Here is a 17,233-nt window from a genome sequence, read left to right as displayed (position 1 = left end):
CTCGTCGGCGGGACAGACCACCGCGCCCAGGTCGCCGCTGCCGCTGAACTCGCCCTCGTCCACCGTCACGTCCTTGATCGTGACGTTCCCGGTGTTCTTGACGAGGAAGGTGTAAGTGATCTCCTCACCCAGGACCAGCTTGTCCGGCTCCTGCGTGGAGGCGGACTTGACCACGGACAGACCCGGGTCGTCATCCGTCTCCACCGTCGTCTTCGACGGCGGCGACACCGGCGGCTCACCCGACGGCGGCGTACCCGTCGCCGTCGCCGAGTTCTCCACCGAACCCGCGTCCACGTCGGCCTGCGTCACCGTATAGACGGCAGTACAGGTCACCGTGTCCCCGGGAGCCAGGGACGCGGTCCCCTCCTCCGGACAGTCCACGGCACCGAGGTCACCGCTGCCGGTGAACTCGCCCTCGTCGATCTCGACGTCGGTGAGGGTGACATTGCCCGTGTTGGTCACCGTGAAGCTGTAGGTGATCTCCTCACCGGCGACCAGCTCGGCGGCAGAGGCCGACTTCACGACCGCCAGCGCGGGCGCCGGGGATTCGGTGATGGTGACCTTGGACGGAGGCGACACCGGCGGCTCACCCGACGGCGGCGTACCCGTCGCCGTCGCACTGTTCTCCACCGAGCCCTGGTCCACGTCGGCCTGGGTGACGGTGTAGGAGACGGTGCAGGTCACCGTCTCACCGGGAGCCAGGGACGCGGTCCCCTCCTCCGGACAGTCCAGGGCACCGATCTTGCCCTGGCCGGTGAACTCGCCCTCCTCCACCTTCACATCGGTGACCGTCACGTTGCCCGTGTTGGTCACGGCGAAGCTGTACGTGATCTCCTCACCCGCCACCAGCCGGTCGGCCGAAGCGGTCTTGACGATCTCCAGCTCGGGCTCCACCGGCGCCGGCACCGTCACCTCGGACGGAGGCGACACCGGCGGCTCACCACGCGGCGGAACACCCGTCACCGTCGCCGAGTTCGTGATCGAACCCGCGTCCACATCGGCCTGCGTGACCGTGTACGAGGCCGTACAGGTCAGCGTCTCCCCGGGAGCGAGGGAGGCGGTGCTTCCGGCGGGGCAGTCCATCGCACCCAGATCGCCGTCACCGCTGAACTCACCCTCGTCCACCGTCACGTCCTTGATCGTGACGTTCCCGGTGTTCTTGACGAGGAAGGAGTAGGTGATCTCCTCACCCAGGACCAGCTTGTCCGGCTCCTGCGTGGAGGCGGACTTGACCACGGACAGACCCGGGTCGTCATCCGTCTCCACCGTCACCTCAGACGGCGGCGACACCGGCGGCTCACCCGACGGCGGCGTACCCGTCGCCGTCGCGGAGTTCTCCACCGAACCGTTGTCCACGTCGGCCTGCGTGACCGTGTACTTCGCCGTGCAGGTCACCCGCGCACCCGGCGCCAGCGAAGCGGCACCGGCCGGACACGTGACATCGCCCAGCTCACCGTCACCGGTGAACTCGCCCTCGTCGACCTTCACGTCGGTGAGAGTGACATTGCCCGTGTTGGTCACCGTGAACCGGTAGGTGATCTCCTCACCCGCGACCAGCTTGCCCGTGGAGGCGGTCTTGACGACCTTCAGCGCGGGGTCGGAGGGAGCCGGGACCGTCACCTCCGACGGAGGCGACACCGGCGGCTCACCCGACGGCGGCGTACCCGTCGCCGTCGCCGAGTTCGTGATCGACCCCTCGTCCACATCGGCCTGCGTCACCGTGTACGTCGCCGTACAGGTCAGCTGATCACCGGGGGCCAGGGCCGCCGCGGCCTCGGCGGGGCAGTCCACGACCGGCGGCGTACCGGAGCCGGTGAACTCCGCCTCCTCGATGCGCACGTCCTCGATGGTGACGTTGCCGTTGTTGGTGACCACGAAGGCGTACGTGATCTCCTCGCCGACGACCAGTTCGTCGGGGCTGCTGCTCCGGGCGGACTTGACGACCGTCAGCGACGGTTCGGGGGTGACCCGGACCGTCGCGGAGTCCGGCGGGGAGGTGATCGGGGCGGCCTCGTCCGGCGGGGTGCCATGTCCGGCCGCGGTGTTCCTGATGGACCCCGCGTCCAGGTCGGCCTGGGTGGCGGTGTAGGTGGCGGTGCAGGTCAGCGCGGCGCCGACGGCGAGCGGACCGGCCGGGCACTCGATCGCGGGCGGGGTGCCCGTGCCGGAGAACGAGGTCTCGGTGACGCCCGGGTCCGTCAGGTCGACGTTGCCGGTGTTGGTCAGCAGGAAGGAGTACGTGATCTTCTGTCCGGCCTCGGTCACGGTGTCCGGGTCGGCCGACTTCGCCACGGTCATGGCGGGCTCGACGGCGCAGCTCTTGACGGAGGACTGGTTGTTGCCCGGGGTCGGGTCCTGCTCGTTGGCGAGGACGCTGCCGGTGTTGGTGACGCAGCCGGTCATCGAGGCGGGGCTGTCCGCCATGACGGCGACGGTGCTCTCGGTGCCGGCCGGGGTGCGTCCGCCGACGCAGGTCAGCGTGTTCCCGGCGACGGTGCAGCCGGGCGTCGTGGTCCTGACGTTGGTCAGTGGCGCCGGGAGGGTGTCGGTCACGGTGTAGCCGCTGGCGTTGCCGGGGCCGTTGTTCTTCACCGTCAGCATGTACGACACGGTGGAGCCGGGCTTGAACTGGCCGGGCCCGGTCTTGGTGATCGAGAAGTCGGTCGGCAGACCGGGCGAGGCGGCGCCGTCGTTGTTGCCGCTCGACGGGCCGGGGGACCGCGACACGAGGGTGAACGAGGGGTTGGCCGCGGCCGGGTTGGTGATCCGGACCTGGTAGACGGTGCCGGTGGCGTTGTCGGAGATTCCGATGTTGCCGTTGCCGAAGGTCCAGTTCGCGCCGAAGGCCGAGTTCGTCGGCGTCAGCACCACGGGGTTGAAGACGGTGACCGTCTTGACCGCGCCCGCGCCGAGCAGGTTCACCCGGACCATCTGCCCGGCGGGGGTGGCGCCCCAGAAGTAGCCGTTGGCGTAGGTGAGGTCGGACGCGATCGGGGTCGCGGAGAGCTTGATCGTCGCGGTGACCTGGCCGTTGGCGGGATTGACCCGGTAGGCCGTGTCGAGCCCGCTGCCGCCGACGTAGAGGCCCCCGTCGGGGGCGAAGCTGCCCCAGTTGGTGCCGCCGGGAACGGAACCCGAGCCCACCCGGGTGACGACGCCGCCCTGGCCGATCCGGATGACCGAGGCGGGCGGGATGGCGCTGTTGCCCGCGGCGCCACCGACGCCGTACAGGTAGTTGTCGGCGGTGTTGTACGCGATGGAGTTGTAGTTGATGGCGGAGGCGCCGCCCTCCGGCTGGAAGGTGACGCTGCCCGAGGCGCCGGTGACGGCCTTGTAGAGACGGGTCGGAATCTCCTGCCCGACGAAGACCGTCGGATCGGCCGGGTCGAAGGGGCCGCCGGGCGCGGCCTGCGTCTGCGGCGCGACGACGAAGGGCGCGACGAACGCGCCCGCGGTGAGTATCAGCGCCATCGTCAGCAGCCCGAAGAGCGAGCGTCTGTGGCGTCTTCTGTGCCGCCCGGGGCGGCTGCGTACTGCGGCGGTCATGCGGCGTCCTCCGGATTCCGCCGCGGTATGGCCCGCGGCCTGTGGGCGTGCCGTGCGGTCGGGTCGCCGTGGAGGGCGGGAGGACCCGCTCCGTGTCCGGGGCGGCCCGGCCGTCTTCGCCCGGCTCCCGTGGCCTTCGCGTCCGGCCCTCTCCTCGCGCAGTCCATACCGGAATCTCCCCTTTAGAACATGACGAAGGTGTGCATCTGCCTCAATCCACCGCACACGCAGCCGAGTCAAGCAAAGGAGAACTCACCCAGAAAGGACAACGGGCCACTTATGAAGTCATGTTTCACATCTTTCAACACTTTCGACGAGGCACCACCCCAGATCCCCTCAACCGATCGGTCGACGCCCCGGATCCCGCGGACCTCCCCCGCTCCTCCCGCACGGGGGACCCGGAGAAGCCCGCGCCACCGTCCAACCCCCCTTCCGCGCGGCGCATATGACGGCCCTTCGAGGGCGGTCGCGGGCACGCCGGGAGCCCGGGGGCCCGTCGCGCCGAGCAGTTCCCTGGAGGCCGGACCAGGCCGGGCCGGGCAGCACAAAGGGGGACGAGGCCTCCCCCGTCCCCCTGTCACGTGTCACCGCGTCGTCCCGAGCGCCGGATCACCGCGTCCGGCACGGACGCCGGGCCACCGCGCCCCGCGTGGGATCAGTACGGCTTCACCAGGACATGGGCCGCGCCCGGGATGCCGATCTTGAGGAGTTCGTCCTCCTCCGGCGTGGTCGGCGAGCCCGTCTCCTGGCGGAGGACGGCGCGGGACATCGCCTGCACCCACATGGCGCGGGGGCGCCGCCGGGCCTCCCACGCGGCGAGGGCCGCGGGCACGTCCGCCCCGGCGTCGAGGGACTCCGCGAGGACGATCGCGTCCTCGACCGCCATGGCCGCGCCCTGCGCGATGTGGGGGGTGGACGCGTGCGCCGCGTCACCGGCGAGGACGATCCGGCCGACGTGCCAGGGCTCCTCCACCGTCACCTCGGAGACGCGGGAGTAGACCACGTCCTCCGGCCCGGTGACCATGGCGAGGGCCTCCGCGATGGGGCCGGAGAACATGGTCAGCCGCTCGGCGAGCTGCTCGTGGGCCCGCTCCGGGTCCGGCCGGAAGTCGGCGTGCTCGGCGAACACGGTGCCCAGGTACATGAGTTCGTCGGTGATCGGCGTGAGCAGGGCCTTGGCCGCCTGCCCGGCGGTGCCCATCACCACGCCCCGCACCTCCGGCAGCCGCGGCATGGTGACCCGCCAGTTGGCGAAGCCGGTGTAGCGGGGCTCGTACCGGTCCCCGTAGAGCCGCCCGCGCAGCGGCGAGCCGATGCCGTCGAAGCCGACGACGAGGTCGTAACGCCCGGTGGTGCCGTCGGAGAGGGTGACGTCGACGCCGTTCCCGTCGTCGGTGAGGTCGCTGATGGTGGTGGAGAACCGCACGGCCGCCCCGGCGGCGGTGGCCGCGTCGCCCAGGACGCGGGAGAGGGCGGGACGCGGGATGCCGTTGTTGGAGGGGGCGTCGCCCATGCGGGGCTGGGGTATGCGGGCCAGCGCGTTGCCGGCCGGGTCGGCGATGGTCAGGACCTCCCACTCGAAGCCGGCCGCGAGGCACTCGTCCAGCACGCCGATCTCCCGCATGACGTGCAGCGCGTTGGACGGCTGGATGATGCCGACGCCGAGCGCCTCCAGCGCCGAGCGGAGTTCCGCGACCTCGACGGCGTGGCCCCGGCGGGCGAGTGCCGTGGCGAGGGTGAGGCCGCCGATGCCGCCGCCGTGGATCAGTACGCGCAGGGGTGTTGCCATCTCGGGTGTCTCCTGGAGGGGTGGGAGTTGGGGAGAGGTGCGAGGGGTGGAACGGAACGGGCGGCCACCGGGGAGGGACCCGGCGACCGCCGCCGCGGAAGCCGCCGCCGGGGGGACCGGCGACCGCGCCCGGAGGACGGCACGGGAGTCCCGGTGACCGCCGCCGGAAGGGAGCGGCGGCCCGGGACCCGTCGGCCGCCGCGGGACGCGGACGGGCCGTGACCACCGCCGGAACGGCGCGGTGGCCCGGAGACCGGTGCACCGCCACCGGCGCGGGACCCGGCGGCCACCCGCGCGGCCCGGCGGCCGTCGGCGAGGGGACCGACGGCGACCGGAGGCTCGGCCCGGTGGACGCCGGGGCTCAGCCGGCCGCCGCCGGAAGGCTCATCAGGTGGTCGACGAGGGCGAGCAGCACGTCCTTGCCGAAGTCCCGCCGCCGCACGTCGCCGATCAGCAGCGGCACGTGCGGGTCGAGGTCGAGCGCGGCCCGGATCTCGTCCGCGCTGCGCGTGTTGTGTCCGTGGAAGCAGTTGATGGCGACGACGAAGGGGATGTCCCGGCTCTCGTAGAAGTCGATGGAGGCGAAGCTCGTCTCCAGGCGCCGGGTGTCCGCGATGACGACACCGCCGAGCGCGCCGTTGACGAGGTCGTTCCACATGAACCAGAAGCGTTCCTGGCCCGGGGTGCCGAACAGGTAGACCACGAGTTCGTCGCTGACGGTGATCCGGCCGAAGTCCAGCGCCACCGTGGTGGTGTCCTTGGAGGCGACGCCCGCGAGGTCGTCGACTCCGATGCTGGCCTTGGTGAGGTACTCCTCGGTGCGCAGCGGCTCGACCTCGCTGACCGCGCCGACCAGCGTGGTCTTGCCGACGCCGAAGCCGCCGGCGATGAGGATCTTGACGGCGGCGGGTGCCGCCTGACTGTCGTTCATGTCGGTTCAGAGTCTCCGGAGTCCGTCACGTACGGCGGCCAGCAGGTTCATGTCGGCCCCGCCCGCCGCCCGGGCCACCCTGAGCGGCGCGCGGGCGGTGAGCAGTCCCTGGCCGACGAGGTCGCCCAGGAGGATCTTGGTCACCGAGACCGGCAGGTCCAGCCCGGCTGCGACCTCCGCGACCGCGGCCGGGTGGCGGCACTGGTCGAGGATGGCGCGGTGCTCGGGCTGGAGCCTGCCGGGGCGCAGCGGGACGCCCCGTTCGTCGAGGGGTTCCTCACGCGTGGTCAGGACGGTGATCAGGGTGAAGTCGTCCCGCTCGGGCGCGGTCCGGCCGCGGGTGATGGTGTAGGGCCGGACCATGGTCCCGCCGTCGTCCTCCGCGTCCTCGTCGTCCCAGTAGGGGGTCACGCGTGCGACCCGTTCCCGGTGCCGGTGCCGAAGGCGTCGAAGTCGCCGCGCACCGGGGTGCCGAGCTTCTGGCCGACCTGCTGGACGAGGTTGTGCATGGCCAGCGACATGACCTCGGCGTCGACCTCCTGGGAGGCCACCACCGCCAGGTGGGTGCCCTGGGCGGCGGCGATGATGAACAGCCACAGGTCCGCCAGTTCCACGATGACCTGGTGCACCACTCCGCCGTCGAAGAGCTGGCCGACGCCCCGGGCCAGGCTCTGCTGGCCGGTGCAGATGGCGGCCAGTCGCTCGGCGTCGGAGCGGCTGATGCTCTGCGAGTGGCTCACGACCAGGCCGTCGTCGGAGAGCAGGACGGCGTTCCTGGTCTCGGCCACCGAACCCACCAGGCCGTCGAGCAGCCAGTCCAGGTCCTGGTGGGTGGCGGGTGTGCGTGTCATGACCGATCTTCTCTCGTGGGATGGGGCGGTACGGACGGCCCGTCGCGGTCGTCGCGCTCCGGGGCCCGGGACGGGGGCTCGCCGGTGCCGCGGGCGGCGCGGGACCGGCGCTGGAAGGCGCCGATGGTGGCTCCGGCACGGCGGGGGACGGGCCGCAGCAGCGGGTCGTCCTGCCAGCGGGGCGGCTTGGCGGCCGCGGGACGCGGGGCGGGGGCGACGCGCAGTTCGTCGGCGAGGCTGGCCTGGCGCACCCGGCGCGGCAGCGGCGGTTCGGTGCCGCCGGGGCCGGCGGGCGCACCGGGACCGGTGCCGCCGCCGCCCGGGGTGGTCCCGACGGAGGCCGGGGGCGGCTGGTCGGTGTAGGGGCGCAGGCCGGTGATGTACTGCACCGGCTGGGCCGGGGGCTCCGGGGTGCCGGGGTCCGCCGGGCCGGGGGCGCCGGTGTCGTGGCCGTGCCGGGGTGCCGGCGGCAGCTCGCCCGCGAAGGGGCGCCCCGTGCGGGGGTACGGCGAGGGGGTGGCGCCGGGGTCGCCGGGTGCGCGGTGGGTTCCGCCGCCGTAGCCGCCGGCGGGCGGGGCACCGGCGGTGCCGTAGGGCTGCACGGGTTCGGGACCCGTGCCGTAGGGCTGGACGGGCTCGGGGCCCGTGCCGTAGGGCTGGACCGGCTCAGGGCCCGTGCCGTAGGGCTGGACGGGTTCGGGACCCGTGCCGTAGCCGGGGATGCCGTGGGCGGGGACCGGCGGGGCGGGGGGTTGCTCCGCGCTGCCGAAGGGGTGCCGCACCTCGGGCCAGGCGCCGGTGGGTGCCGGGAAGCCGGAGCCGTCCCGCGCCGGGTGTCCGGGGGTGGTGGAGTCGTGTCCGGGAGTGCCGGACGCGGGGTGGCCGGAGCCGTCGGGGGCGGGGTAGCCGCCCCCCGTACCGTCCGTCGCGGGGAAGCCGGAGGGCGGGAAGCCGCCCCCGGGGAGCCCGTCGCCGGGGAAGCCGTCGCCGGGGAGCCCGGCACCGGCCGTGCCGGGGGCCGCGAAGCCGCCCCCCGCCGCACCGGCCGCGTGGTCGCCGGGGACACCGGGGACACCGGCGGTGCCGGAGGCGTCGAAGCCGTTGCCGGCGTATCCGCTCCGGGTGGCTCCGCTCCGCGCGAAGTCCGTGCCGGATCCCGGGGTTTCCGGGAAGCCCGGGGCGTCCGGGAAGTCCGACGGGACGGCGGCGAAGTCCGCCGAGGTGGCGGCGAAGTCCGGGAAGTCCGCCCCGAAGCCGTCCTGACCGGAGGTCCCGGCCCCGCCCGCCGTGCCGTCGGCACCGGTGGTGCCGTCGGCACCAGTGGTACCGGTGGCGCCGGACGTGCCGGGCAGGTCGTCGGCCGTCTGCGGGTACAGCGGATCGGCGGTGTCCTCGTCCGCGTCGGCCCCGCCCGGCTTGAGCACGGTGACCTGGGCCATGGCCCGGCCCTGCACCCGGCGCGGCAGTGCGCCGTCCGGGCCGGGCTCGGCGGTCGCGGGGGTGGGCCCGGTGGGGGCGCCGACGGCGGCGGGGACGGGGGTGGGACCGGTGGGCCGCCCGTCCTGCGGTGCGACGGTCAGCTCGTGCGGGACGAGCATGACGACGCGGGTGCCGCCGAAGGCGGAGGTGCGGAACTCGATGCGCAGTCCGTACTGCGAGGCGAGCCGCGCGACCACGTGCAGGCCGAGCCGGATGTCCTCGGAGTGGGCGAGCAGGTCCAGCCGGGGCGGGCGCGCCATCAGCGCGTTGACCTCGGCGAGCTGGTCCTCCTCCATGCCCAGGCCGCGGTCCTCCACCTCGATGGCGAGCCCGCGGCTGACCGCGGCGGCCCGGACCTCGACCTGGCTCGGCGGCCGGGAGAAGCTGAGCGCGTTCTCGATCAGCTCGGCCAGCACGTGCGAGACGGGGCCGACCGCGCGGGCGGCGAGCTGGGGGCCGCCGTCGAAGTCGAGGACGACGCGCTGGTACTCCTGGACCTCGCCCTGGGCGGCGCGCATCACGTCGAGCAGGGGCACCGGCTTGCGCCAGCGCCGGTGCGGGGTGCCGCCGGCGAGGATGACGAGGTTCTCCTCGTAGCGGCGCAGGCGGGCGGTGAGGTGGTCGAGGTCGAAGAGGCCGTCGAGCACCTCGGCGTCCTCGTGCCGCCGCTCCATCGCGTCCAGCTTCTTCATCTGCTGGCCGATGAGCTGCTGGGTGCGGCGGGCGATGCGCTGGAGCAGCCGCTCGAAGCCGCGGTGCTGGTCGGCCTGGCGGACGGCGGCCTGGAGCGCGCTGGTGCGGGCGAGGTTCAGGGCGTGGCCGAGCTGGGTCAGCTCGTCCTTGACGCGGTCGCCGCCCTCCGGCTCGATGGCACGGGCCTCGGCCTCGACGTCGATGCGCTCACCGGCGGCGAGCCGCTCGACGACGTCGGGCAGGGCCTTCTCCAGCGCCTCGGCCTGCTCGTGCAGGCGGCCGATGCGGATGCGCAGGCTGCGGGTGAGGCGCCAGGTGGTCCAGATGACGGCGACGACGGCGAGGAGGCCGACGACACCGGTGAGGACCAGCTTGAGCAGCAGGGACTTGATGGAGCTGATGCCGTTGGAGACGACGAGGTCGGTGCGGTGCTCGCCGAGCTGTTCGAGCCGGGGCATCAGATCGTCCATGGCGTCGCGCCAGGTCTTCTCCTCGGCGCCCAGGCTGATCATTCCGGCGGAGTCGGCCCCGCGCGGGATCATCAGGGACTGCTCGACGCTGCTCTTGGCCCTCCACGCCGGGCCGCCGGTGATCTCCTGCCACATCGACTTCTCGTCCGCGGGCAGGTACGGGAGGATCTTGGCGGTCTGCATGAACGACTGGGCCATGAGGGCCTGCTGGACCTGCTGGTAGTCGGACTGGCTCAGCTTGCCGGTGATCCAGCCGCGGGCGAGCAGGGCGTCGCTGCGCGAGATCATCTCGCGGTTCCAGAACAGGTCGACCAGGGGCTGCGAGAGCGTGGTGACCTTGCCGTTGTCCACGTGGCTGAGCGCGGTGAACAGCTTCAGGTCCACCGAGATCAGGTCGGTGTAGTACCGGTAGACGGCCTCCTGCTGGTCCTGGTCGCCGTCGTCGACGAGCGAGCGCTGCGCGGAGAGCTGCCCGATGGCGCTGCGGGCCTGGGAGACCGCGTCGAGGACCTCGGAGGGTGCGTCGTCGGCGGAGATGTCCGAGGCGGAGAGGAAGGTGTCGACCGCCTTGTCCGTCAGCTTGCGCTGTGCGGCGAGTTCCGTGGCGGATCCCGAACGGCCCGCGAGGACCTCGGCACTGAGCCGTCGTTCCCGCTGGAGGTTGTAATAGACGATATTGGACGGCTGACCGGCCTTCTGTGCCAATTGTCCCTGTGCGGCCTGTCGTTGAAAGTCCAAGAACGTCTGGCCGCTGCTGACCGCCCACAGGGCGACAAGCGCGATACCAGGAACGAAGGCCAGGACCAACAGGGCTGTCCGCAGCGACATGGAAGTCGTGCCGGTCCGCCGTGACGCGCGCGTGCGCAGAGCGAACTCCTTAACGAGAGGCCGACTTCAGGGGATCGGCCAAAAACGGTGCGGAACTACGACGGCTGAATACTAATCACATTGCGGATACGACATGTAACTGGCCCCACATGAGCAACTTCGTTCACACACAACACCTTCATACGCCATCCAGACAGCGAGAAGCCGCCATCGGAACCTCTCCAGGAGGTTCCGATGGCGGCTTCTCGACGGTGCGGTCCGGCCGGCCGGACCGGCTCAGCGAGCGGCTGACGTGCGGTGGATCATCAGATGACGCCCTGCGCAAGCATGGAGTCGGCCACGCGCTCGAAGCCCGCGATGTTGGCGCCGGTCACGTAGTCGCCGGGGGCGTCGTAGCGCTCGGCGGTCTCGTGGCAGGTGGTGTGGATGTCGTTCATGATGTGGGCCAGCTCGTCCTCGACCCGGCTCGCCGTCCACGCGGTGCGGGCGTGGTTCTGCGCCATCTCCAGCGCGCTGACGGCGACGCCGCCCGCGTTGGCCGCCTTGCCGGGGCCGAAGGCGACGCCGGCCTTCTGGAGCAGGTGCACGGCCTCGGGGGTGGTGGGCATGTTGGCGCCCTCGGAGACCGCCTTCACCCCGTTGCGGATCAGGGCCGCGGCGGCGTTCTCGTCCAGCTCGTTCTGCGTGGCGGACGGGAGCGCGAGGTCGGCCGGGACGTCCCAGACGCTGCCGCCGGGCACGAAGCGGGCGGAGACGCCGCGCCGCTCGGCGTAGTCCGCGACGCGCCCGCGCTCGACCTCCTTGATCTGCTTGAGCAGCTCGACGTCGATGCCCTTCTCGTCGACGACGTAGCCGGAGGAGTCCGAACAGGTGATGGCGTTGGCGCCGAGGGCGGCGAGCTTCTCGATCGTGTAGATCGCGACGTTGCCGGAGCCGGAGACGACGGCCGTCTGGCCCTCCAGCTCCTCGCCGCGCTCGCGCAGCATGGCGGCGGCGAACAGCACGTTGCCGTAGCCGGTGGCCTCCGGGCGGATCAGCGAGCCGCCCCAGCCCTGGCCCTTGCCGGTGAGCACACCGGCCTCCCAGCGGTTGGTGATCCGCCGGTACTGGCCGAAGAGGTAGCCGATCTCCCGGCCGCCGACGCCGATGTCGCCCGCGGGAACGTCGGTGTGCTCACCGATGTGCCGGTACAGCTCGGTCATGAAGGACTGGCAGAACCGCATGACCTCGGCGTCGCTGCGCCCGTGCGGGTCGAAGTCGCTGCCGCCCTTGCCGCCGCCGATGCCCAGACCGGTGAGCGCGTTCTTGAAGATCTGCTCGAAGCCCAGGAACTTGATCACGCCGAGGTTGACCGACGGGTGGAAGCGCAGACCGCCCTTGTAGGGGCCGAGGGCGCTGTTGAACTCGACGCGGAAACCGCGGTTGACCTGGGTGCGGCCCTGGTCGTCCTGCCACGGCACGCGGAAGATGACCTGCCGCTCGGGCTCGACCAGTCGCTCGATGAGGCCCGGCTCGGCGTACTCGGGACGGGCGGCCACCACGGGCGCCAGCGTCTCCAGCACCTCGTGCACGGCCTGGTGGAACTCGGGCTGGGCCGGATTGCGCTGCTCGATCTCCTTGAGCAGGTGGTCGAGCGTGGTCCTGGTCTCGCTACGAGTCGTCACGAGAGTCCTTTCTGGCACGGCTGACACCGGAAATCGGTGTGGGAGAGCGTCTACTCCGATTCCGGCCCGGTGAGGGGCGCTCGGCGCCGTTGCCGCGCGCGGGACACATAGGTGCTACGCGCATGTAAACACCCCGGTCCGTGTCCCGTGACCAGGGTGCCCACGATGTGAGACCGAACCGCCGGGATTCGGCGACTCCGTCAGGCCTTCTATGGTATTACGCCGCGAAAGCCCTGCCGCGGGAATGCGACGAACGACACCCGCACCCGGGTCACGATGCCGGGCGGGGGCCGAGGACGGCGGGGATGTGCCGTGCAGAGCGGTCGAGCACGGTGCCGAGGGCGACAGCGACCTCGGCACGAGTGTTCCCATTGTTCCCGCCCGCGTAACGGCTCATGCACCGGGTCGGCTCGTACTGTGCGCTCACGCGGTTTCGCGGTCCGTGACACGGGTGGCGCGGGATGCCGGAGAGGCGCCGCCCCGGGTGTCCCCCGCCGCCGCCCGCACCGGCGGAACGACCCCGGGTGCCGCCGCCCCGGCCGCGGACGGACCGGGCACCGCGCCGCCCCGCACGGGCGTCCCGGAGCGCGGCGCCGCGTCGGAACCGGTGTGCCGGGGACGGCACTTGGTACGTTCGGATGTATGAAGCTGCGTTCGGTGGACCTGCGCAAGGAGCCCGTGGAAGCCGTACTGGACCGCGTGGAGCGGTCGCTGGGAACGCGCCTGGACCTCGGCACCGCGGTGCGCAAGCGCCGGTCCGTCGGAGCCCGTACCGACCGCGGTACGTGGGTGCGTGTCGAGCGGCGCGGGCTGGACCGCGTCGGGGTCCAGGGAGGCGACGGCATCGCGTCCGCGGAGGCCCTGTGCGGGATCGCCAAGCCGGACTGGCTGGGTGCTGTCGCGTGGCGGGACGCGGAGGAGCCGGCGGTGTGGCGGGCCGACGAGACCGGGCTGCTGCCGGACGCCCCCGTGGGAAGCGCCCTGGCGTGGGAGGACCCCGGGTTGCCCGAGACGTGGTGGCCCGCGCTGAACGCCTCCCTGGACGCCCTCGCGACCCAGCACACCAGCCGGACCGCCACTCCGGACACCGCGGCGCTCACGCAGCGACTCGTCACGGAGACGATCCACGGCGTGTTCCCGGGCGTGGACACGACTGTGGAGGACCGGCGTCCCGCCCATGCGGATCTCAACTGGGCGAACGTGACGGCACCGGTCTTCTGCCTTTTCGACTGGGAGGACTGGGGCATGGCCCCGCGCGGCCTGGACTCGGCGAGTCTGTGGGGTGCCTCCCTCGCCGTCCCGGCACTCGCCGACCGCGTGCGCGGTGAGCGCCGCGACGATCTGGAGAGCCGGGACGGCAGGCTGATGACGCTGTTCGTCGCCGCGAGGATCCTCGGCCCTCACGGAGATCCGGAGGATCCCCGCTCCGGTCCCGCGCGGGAGACGGCACGACGGGTGATGCGGGAGCTTCAGGCGCCCTGACGTGCCCCGAGAAGCCGCCGGTACTCCCGCACCACCGTCCCGTCGACCTCGTACGCCAGGGCTTCGACCAGTTCCCGCAGGTGGTCGGCGTTGTCGGTACCGACCGCGACGGCTTTGACCCGGGGGAGCCGGTGAGCGGAGGCAAACGCGGCCTGGGCCTTCGTGGCCGGTGGGGAGCCCCTCAGGAAGATCCTCGGATCGAATCGCTCCCAGACCTCCTGGGCCGTGCTCCCGCCGAAGGGGCTCATCCCCCAGACCCGCGACGGACGCCACCGCGTCACCAGCGCCTCGGCCGACGCGAGAACGTCGGCTCCGACCAGCAGCCCCGCCCGAACCATGAGAACCCCGGGACGGGGCACATCGAAGCCGTTCAGCGGGCGCGGGTCCCAGGTGGAGATGCCCCAGGACCGGCAGAGCCCGGCCCGCACGGCGTCGGCCAGGACGGCGCACGCCCGGACCAGGGTCTCGGCGTCGGGCGCCGAGTGCTCCGGGTTGTGGAGGAACACCAGATCCGGCTCCCGCCCGAGTTGCTTCACCGCCTTCTCGGTGGCCGTGCGCAGGCGGACCGGATCGAGGCTGTGTCCTTCGGGGAAGTACCCGACCTTGGTGGAGAGGAAGAACCCTGGCAGGAGGTCGCCGGCCTTGGCCCCCAGGAACTCGTGGGAGCGGTGATGGAGGTAGTTGGAAGCGGTGTCGAGGTGCCTTATGCCGAGGTCACCGGCTGCTTCGAGTAGGTCACGGGCGTGACCAGACCGGTGTAGCCCGAGGATGACGCCTCCGTCAGTGGTTCGCACAAGCCCTCCGCGATCAACAGGTCGGCCACGGCTGTGACGTCCTCCGGCGCTCCGTCGAGATGGACCGGGTGGCCGGACAGAAGCGTCCGGACACCCCGTTCGGCGGCTCCGTGGAACGTCAGCCGCCTGCCACCGCCACTGACCTGGATCACACCGCCGGACCGGAGAATGGACGGCGCGAATTCGGTGACGGCGACGACGGCCCTCGGCCGCCCGAAGGCAGCCATGTGCGGCGTGTGGCGCGCGGGCGGTGTACTTGATCTCAATTCGTCCAGATACCGCTGCGGACTGTAGTCGGCGGCCAGAGCCGTGAGCCTGTCGGCCAGGACGGTGTGCGCGACCCCCTCTGGGTTCTCCAGATCACGGCGGAAGGACTCGTCGGCGCGGGCCGCGTCGGAGAGGAAGTTGGCCCAGGTGACACCGGTCCGCTTGGTGAAACCGAAAGTCACGTGCAGTGAGTGCCCGCCGCTGTCGGCACCGAGGCGGGTGGCGGTGTGCCAGTAGCCACGGGGAATGTGCATGACGTCCCCGGCTCGCAGGGTGCCCTGCCACAGCACTTCCTCGGAAGGTGTGCGATTGCGTTCCGCGTCGCGGTACATCGGCACGGGCCGGGACGGTCCGCGCACCTCCCATGACTTCTCACCGGAAAGCTGCAGGGCGATGACTTCGTGGTCGTCCCAGTGCAGGGGGAATCCATCGGTCTCCCCCACCGCGAGGTAGGCGTTCGCGGAGACCAGTTCGCCCAACCACCAGCCCAGCGCCCGGCAGGCGACCTCCAGCGTCGGGTCGAAGAAGTCCACGTGGTCCAGGACCACGGTGCCCCCTCCGTTGAGGACCCGTCCGAGAGCCGCCATGTCGGCCTGGCTCACGGCCTGCCTTCGCCGGTTGACGTTGGTGGAAAGGAACGTGGACGGATGTACCTCGTCGCCCCCGGCGTAGCAGCGAAGCTGCGGATTGGCCAGGTGACGGCGCTTGATCAGGTCCAGCAGCCTGTACGGGGTCAGCAGCCGTGCGGACAGCTCCGGGTCCGCGAGGCGGCCGCGCGCGAACGCGGCCCCCACGGTACCCGGCCCGTTCCAGTCGAGTGCCGTCTCGATCCGAGTGATGAGCCGGTGCTCCATGGGCCCCCTATTCCCGCGGGAGGTTCAGGTCGCGATTGTCACCGTCGTCACCGGCGCTGTTCTGTGAGCTGGTGATGTCGGAACGCTCGGCCTCGCTGCGATCGTGGGCGATCGCCAACTCCTCGACGGCGATCAGCAGCGCGGGGCTGACCCCGGCCGTCGGTACGGATGCCCTGTCTGCCACCAGTACTCTCCTCTCGGTCTCCCCCGCCCGACCCCGGACGAATGTCTGAGTCAACCCACGCCCGTTGGGCGACAACAGGGCAGAATCAGACAAAGGCACAACCGTGCATGCTTTGCGGCGATGCCCCCGAATCTCAGGCAGGCCAGCTGTCAGAGGCGCTCCACGAACGACGTCCACACCTGCGGGGCCAGGGCCAGGCGAGGGCCTGCCGTGACGGGGGCGTGCTTGGAGTCACGGACGTGGACCGTGGAAGGCGCCAGAGCGATCTCGACGCACGACTCACCATCGGGGCCGCTGCTGTATGTGCTCTTGAACCACGCCAGCTCATACTCGGCGCACATGCCCGCCTCCCACGGTCAAATCAGTACCGGACGTGCTCCACGAACGACGCCCACGCCTGCGGGGCCAACGCCAGGCGAGGACCTGCAGTAACGGGAGCATGCTTGGAATCACGCACGTGGACCGTGGAAGGCGCCAGAGCAACCTCGACGCACGACTCACCGTCGTTGCCGTCGCTGTAGCTGCTCTTGAACCACGCCAGATCGGACGGGTCCCAGGCAAGGGTCATGCGGATCATGTCTCTCCCAGCAGCTTCTTGATAAAGGACAGCGACTCCCGTGGAGAGAGCGCTTGTGCCCGGATGGTGCCGTATTTGAGCTCAAGAACTCGCAGGTGCTTGGGCTCGGCGGTCGGTCGACTGAACGCACCATCGGCCCGCCCCACCGCCGTCCCGTCCGGGAACTTCAGCAGTTCGATGCGACCATCCAGGCCTGAGTGGGTCTCGCAGTCCATCGGCATCACCTGCAATACGACGTTGTGCAACTTCCCTACCTCTAACAGGCGTTCCAGCTGCCGACGCCATACCATTGTGCCCCCGATGGGGCGCCGCAGGACCCCTTCTTCCAGGACGAAACTCAACGCGGGCGCTGGCGAGCGCTCGAAGATCGATTGCCGAGCCATGCGGGCAGCCACCATGCGCTCCACGTCATCTGGTGCATAGGGAGGTTGCGCCGCGCCGATGACCGCGCGCGCGTGGTCCGGCGTCTGCAACAGCCCGCTGATGCTGTTGCACACGTACACCCCGACTTCGACCGCCTGCGCCTCCAGCCTCGCGAGGTCCCGGACCTTCTTCGGGTACCGGACCTTCTTCACGTCCGCCCAGGCCGCCGCGATCAGGCCCCCCGCGTCGAGGATCTCGTCGGCCATCACCAGGTAGTCCTGGCGGGGGATGCGCTTGCCGCTCTCAGTCGGGTAGCCGGGGCCCATTGCTGGGACCCCGGCCCCCTCAGAACCGGGCATGCGGCTTTCACCGCACCACGGCTCAAGCAGGTCACATGGGCCTGCCCGCATCCGCGCCTTCGAGCGCGTGATGTTGCTGGTGGCATTGCGAGTGGAGGAGTT

Annotated in this window: 14 protein-coding genes; 1 reads left to right on the top strand and 13 read right to left on the bottom strand. The window is 71.4% G+C overall.

The genetic code is table 11. The annotated features are described in order from the left end of the window. From GTY84_RS04755 to gdhA, 7 genes are all read right to left on the bottom strand, one after another. Positions 1–3,546 (bottom strand): DUF11 domain-containing protein (locus GTY84_RS04755; protein WP_161224826.1); only part of this gene is annotated, 3,546 nt, incomplete at its 3' end. A gap of 655 nt (positions 3,547–4,201) precedes the next feature. Continuing rightward, positions 4,202–5,335: an FAD-dependent monooxygenase gene (locus GTY84_RS04750; RefSeq protein ID WP_161224825.1), complete on the bottom strand. Its 1,134-nt coding sequence runs from the start codon at positions 5,333–5,335 to the stop codon at positions 4,202–4,204. Positions 5,336–5,696: 361 nt separating this feature from the next. Beyond that, positions 5,697–6,266 carry an ATP/GTP-binding protein gene (locus GTY84_RS04745; RefSeq protein WP_161224824.1) on the bottom strand — a complete coding sequence of 190 codons (570 nt, stop codon included), beginning with the start codon at positions 6,264–6,266 and terminating at the stop codon, positions 5,697–5,699. A 6-nt stretch (positions 6,267–6,272) separates the two neighbouring features. After that, entirely contained in the window at positions 6,273–6,629 is a 357-nt protein-coding gene (locus GTY84_RS04740) for a DUF742 domain-containing protein (protein WP_161224828.1), read from the bottom strand. Positions 6,630–6,673: 44 nt separating this feature from the next. Next, on the bottom strand, positions 6,674–7,117 hold the full coding sequence (locus GTY84_RS04735; RefSeq protein ID WP_161224823.1) for a roadblock/LC7 domain-containing protein: 444 nt from the start codon (positions 7,115–7,117) through the stop codon (positions 6,674–6,676). Continuing rightward, positions 7,114–10,587, bottom strand: a complete 3,474-nt coding sequence (locus tag GTY84_RS33480; RefSeq protein ID WP_237532056.1) for a nitrate- and nitrite sensing domain-containing protein — start codon at positions 10,585–10,587, stop codon at positions 7,114–7,116. Before GTY84_RS33480 ends, GTY84_RS04735 begins: the two co-directional genes overlap by 4 nt. Positions 10,588–10,892: 305 nt before the next feature. After that, a complete protein-coding gene (gdhA, locus tag GTY84_RS04720; RefSeq protein ID WP_161224822.1) occupies positions 10,893–12,251 on the bottom strand; it encodes an NADP-specific glutamate dehydrogenase in 1,359 nt (452 codons plus the stop codon). Positions 12,252–12,893: 642 nt separating this feature from the next. Here gdhA and GTY84_RS04715 point away from each other — a divergent pair. Continuing rightward, on the top strand, positions 12,894–13,733 hold the full coding sequence (locus GTY84_RS04715) for a hypothetical protein (RefSeq protein WP_202549529.1): 840 nt from the start codon (positions 12,894–12,896) through the stop codon (positions 13,731–13,733). On the opposite strand, the gene GTY84_RS04710 is transcribed toward GTY84_RS04715, so the two are convergent. From GTY84_RS04710 to GTY84_RS04690, 6 genes are all read right to left on the bottom strand, one after another. Next, on the bottom strand, positions 13,721–14,527 hold the full coding sequence (locus GTY84_RS04710) for an aldo/keto reductase (RefSeq protein WP_161224821.1): 807 nt from the start codon (positions 14,525–14,527) through the stop codon (positions 13,721–13,723). The genes GTY84_RS04715 and GTY84_RS04710 overlap by 13 nt on opposite strands. Beyond that, the gene (locus tag GTY84_RS04705) at positions 14,437–15,648 is read right to left on the bottom strand and encodes a cupin domain-containing protein (protein WP_161224820.1); all 1,212 of its coding nucleotides are present in this window, start codon (positions 15,646–15,648) and stop codon (positions 14,437–14,439) included. The genes GTY84_RS04710 and GTY84_RS04705 overlap by 91 nt, the downstream gene beginning before the upstream one ends. Positions 15,649–15,655: 7 nt before the next feature. After that, positions 15,656–15,832 carry a hypothetical protein gene (locus tag GTY84_RS32860; RefSeq protein ID WP_345943342.1) on the bottom strand — a complete coding sequence of 59 codons (177 nt, stop codon included), beginning with the start codon at positions 15,830–15,832 and terminating at the stop codon, positions 15,656–15,658. Between the two features lie 149 nt (positions 15,833–15,981). Further along, complete coding sequence (locus GTY84_RS04700) at positions 15,982–16,173, bottom strand: DUF397 domain-containing protein (RefSeq protein ID WP_161224819.1); 192 nt, start codon at positions 16,171–16,173, stop codon at positions 15,982–15,984. A 20-nt stretch (positions 16,174–16,193) separates the two neighbouring features. Further along, on the bottom strand, positions 16,194–16,409 hold the full coding sequence (locus tag GTY84_RS04695) for a DUF397 domain-containing protein (RefSeq protein ID WP_161224818.1): 216 nt from the start codon (positions 16,407–16,409) through the stop codon (positions 16,194–16,196). Then, complete coding sequence (locus tag GTY84_RS04690) at positions 16,406–17,182, bottom strand: DUF5753 domain-containing protein (protein WP_237532057.1); 777 nt, start codon at positions 17,180–17,182, stop codon at positions 16,406–16,408. The genes GTY84_RS04695 and GTY84_RS04690 overlap by 4 nt, the downstream gene beginning before the upstream one ends. Positions 17,183–17,233 lie beyond the last annotated feature (51 nt).

Source organism: Streptomyces sp. SID8352 (genome assembly GCF_009862265.1).
GTDB lineage: Bacteria > Actinomycetota > Actinomycetes > Streptomycetales > Streptomycetaceae > Streptomyces.
The sequence above is the reverse complement of the archived record's forward strand: the minus strand, read 5'-3'. Positions and strand labels throughout refer to the sequence as shown.

Bases quoted from the DNA above. Each gene is read 5' to 3' on its own strand.
- GTY84_RS04750 (WP_161224825.1), bottom strand. From the start codon at position 5,335: ATGGCAACACCCCTGCGCGTACTGATCCACGGCGGCGGCATCGGCGGC.
- GTY84_RS04735 (WP_161224823.1), bottom strand. From the start codon at position 7,117: ATGACACGCACACCCGCCACCCACCAGGACCTGGACTGGCTGCTCGAC.
- GTY84_RS04705 (WP_161224820.1), bottom strand. From the start codon at position 15,648: ATGGAGCACCGGCTCATCACTCGGATCGAGACGGCACTCGACTGGAAC.
- GTY84_RS04700 (WP_161224819.1), bottom strand. From the start codon at position 16,173: ATGTGCGCCGAGTATGAGCTGGCGTGGTTCAAGAGCACATACAGCAGC.
- GTY84_RS04695 (WP_161224818.1), bottom strand. From the start codon at position 16,409: ATGATCCGCATGACCCTTGCCTGGGACCCGTCCGATCTGGCGTGGTTC.
- GTY84_RS04740 (WP_161224828.1), bottom strand. From the start codon at position 6,629: ATGGTCCGGCCCTACACCATCACCCGCGGCCGGACCGCGCCCGAGCGG.
- GTY84_RS04690 (WP_237532057.1), bottom strand. From the start codon at position 17,182: ATGCGGGCAGGCCCATGTGACCTGCTTGAGCCGTGGTGCGGTGAAAGC.
- GTY84_RS04715 (WP_202549529.1), top strand. From the start codon at position 12,894: ATGAAGCTGCGTTCGGTGGACCTGCGCAAGGAGCCCGTGGAAGCCGTA.
- GTY84_RS33480 (WP_237532056.1), bottom strand. From the start codon at position 10,587: ATGTCGCTGCGGACAGCCCTGTTGGTCCTGGCCTTCGTTCCTGGTATC.
- GTY84_RS04745 (WP_161224824.1), bottom strand. From the start codon at position 6,266: ATGAACGACAGTCAGGCGGCACCCGCCGCCGTCAAGATCCTCATCGCC.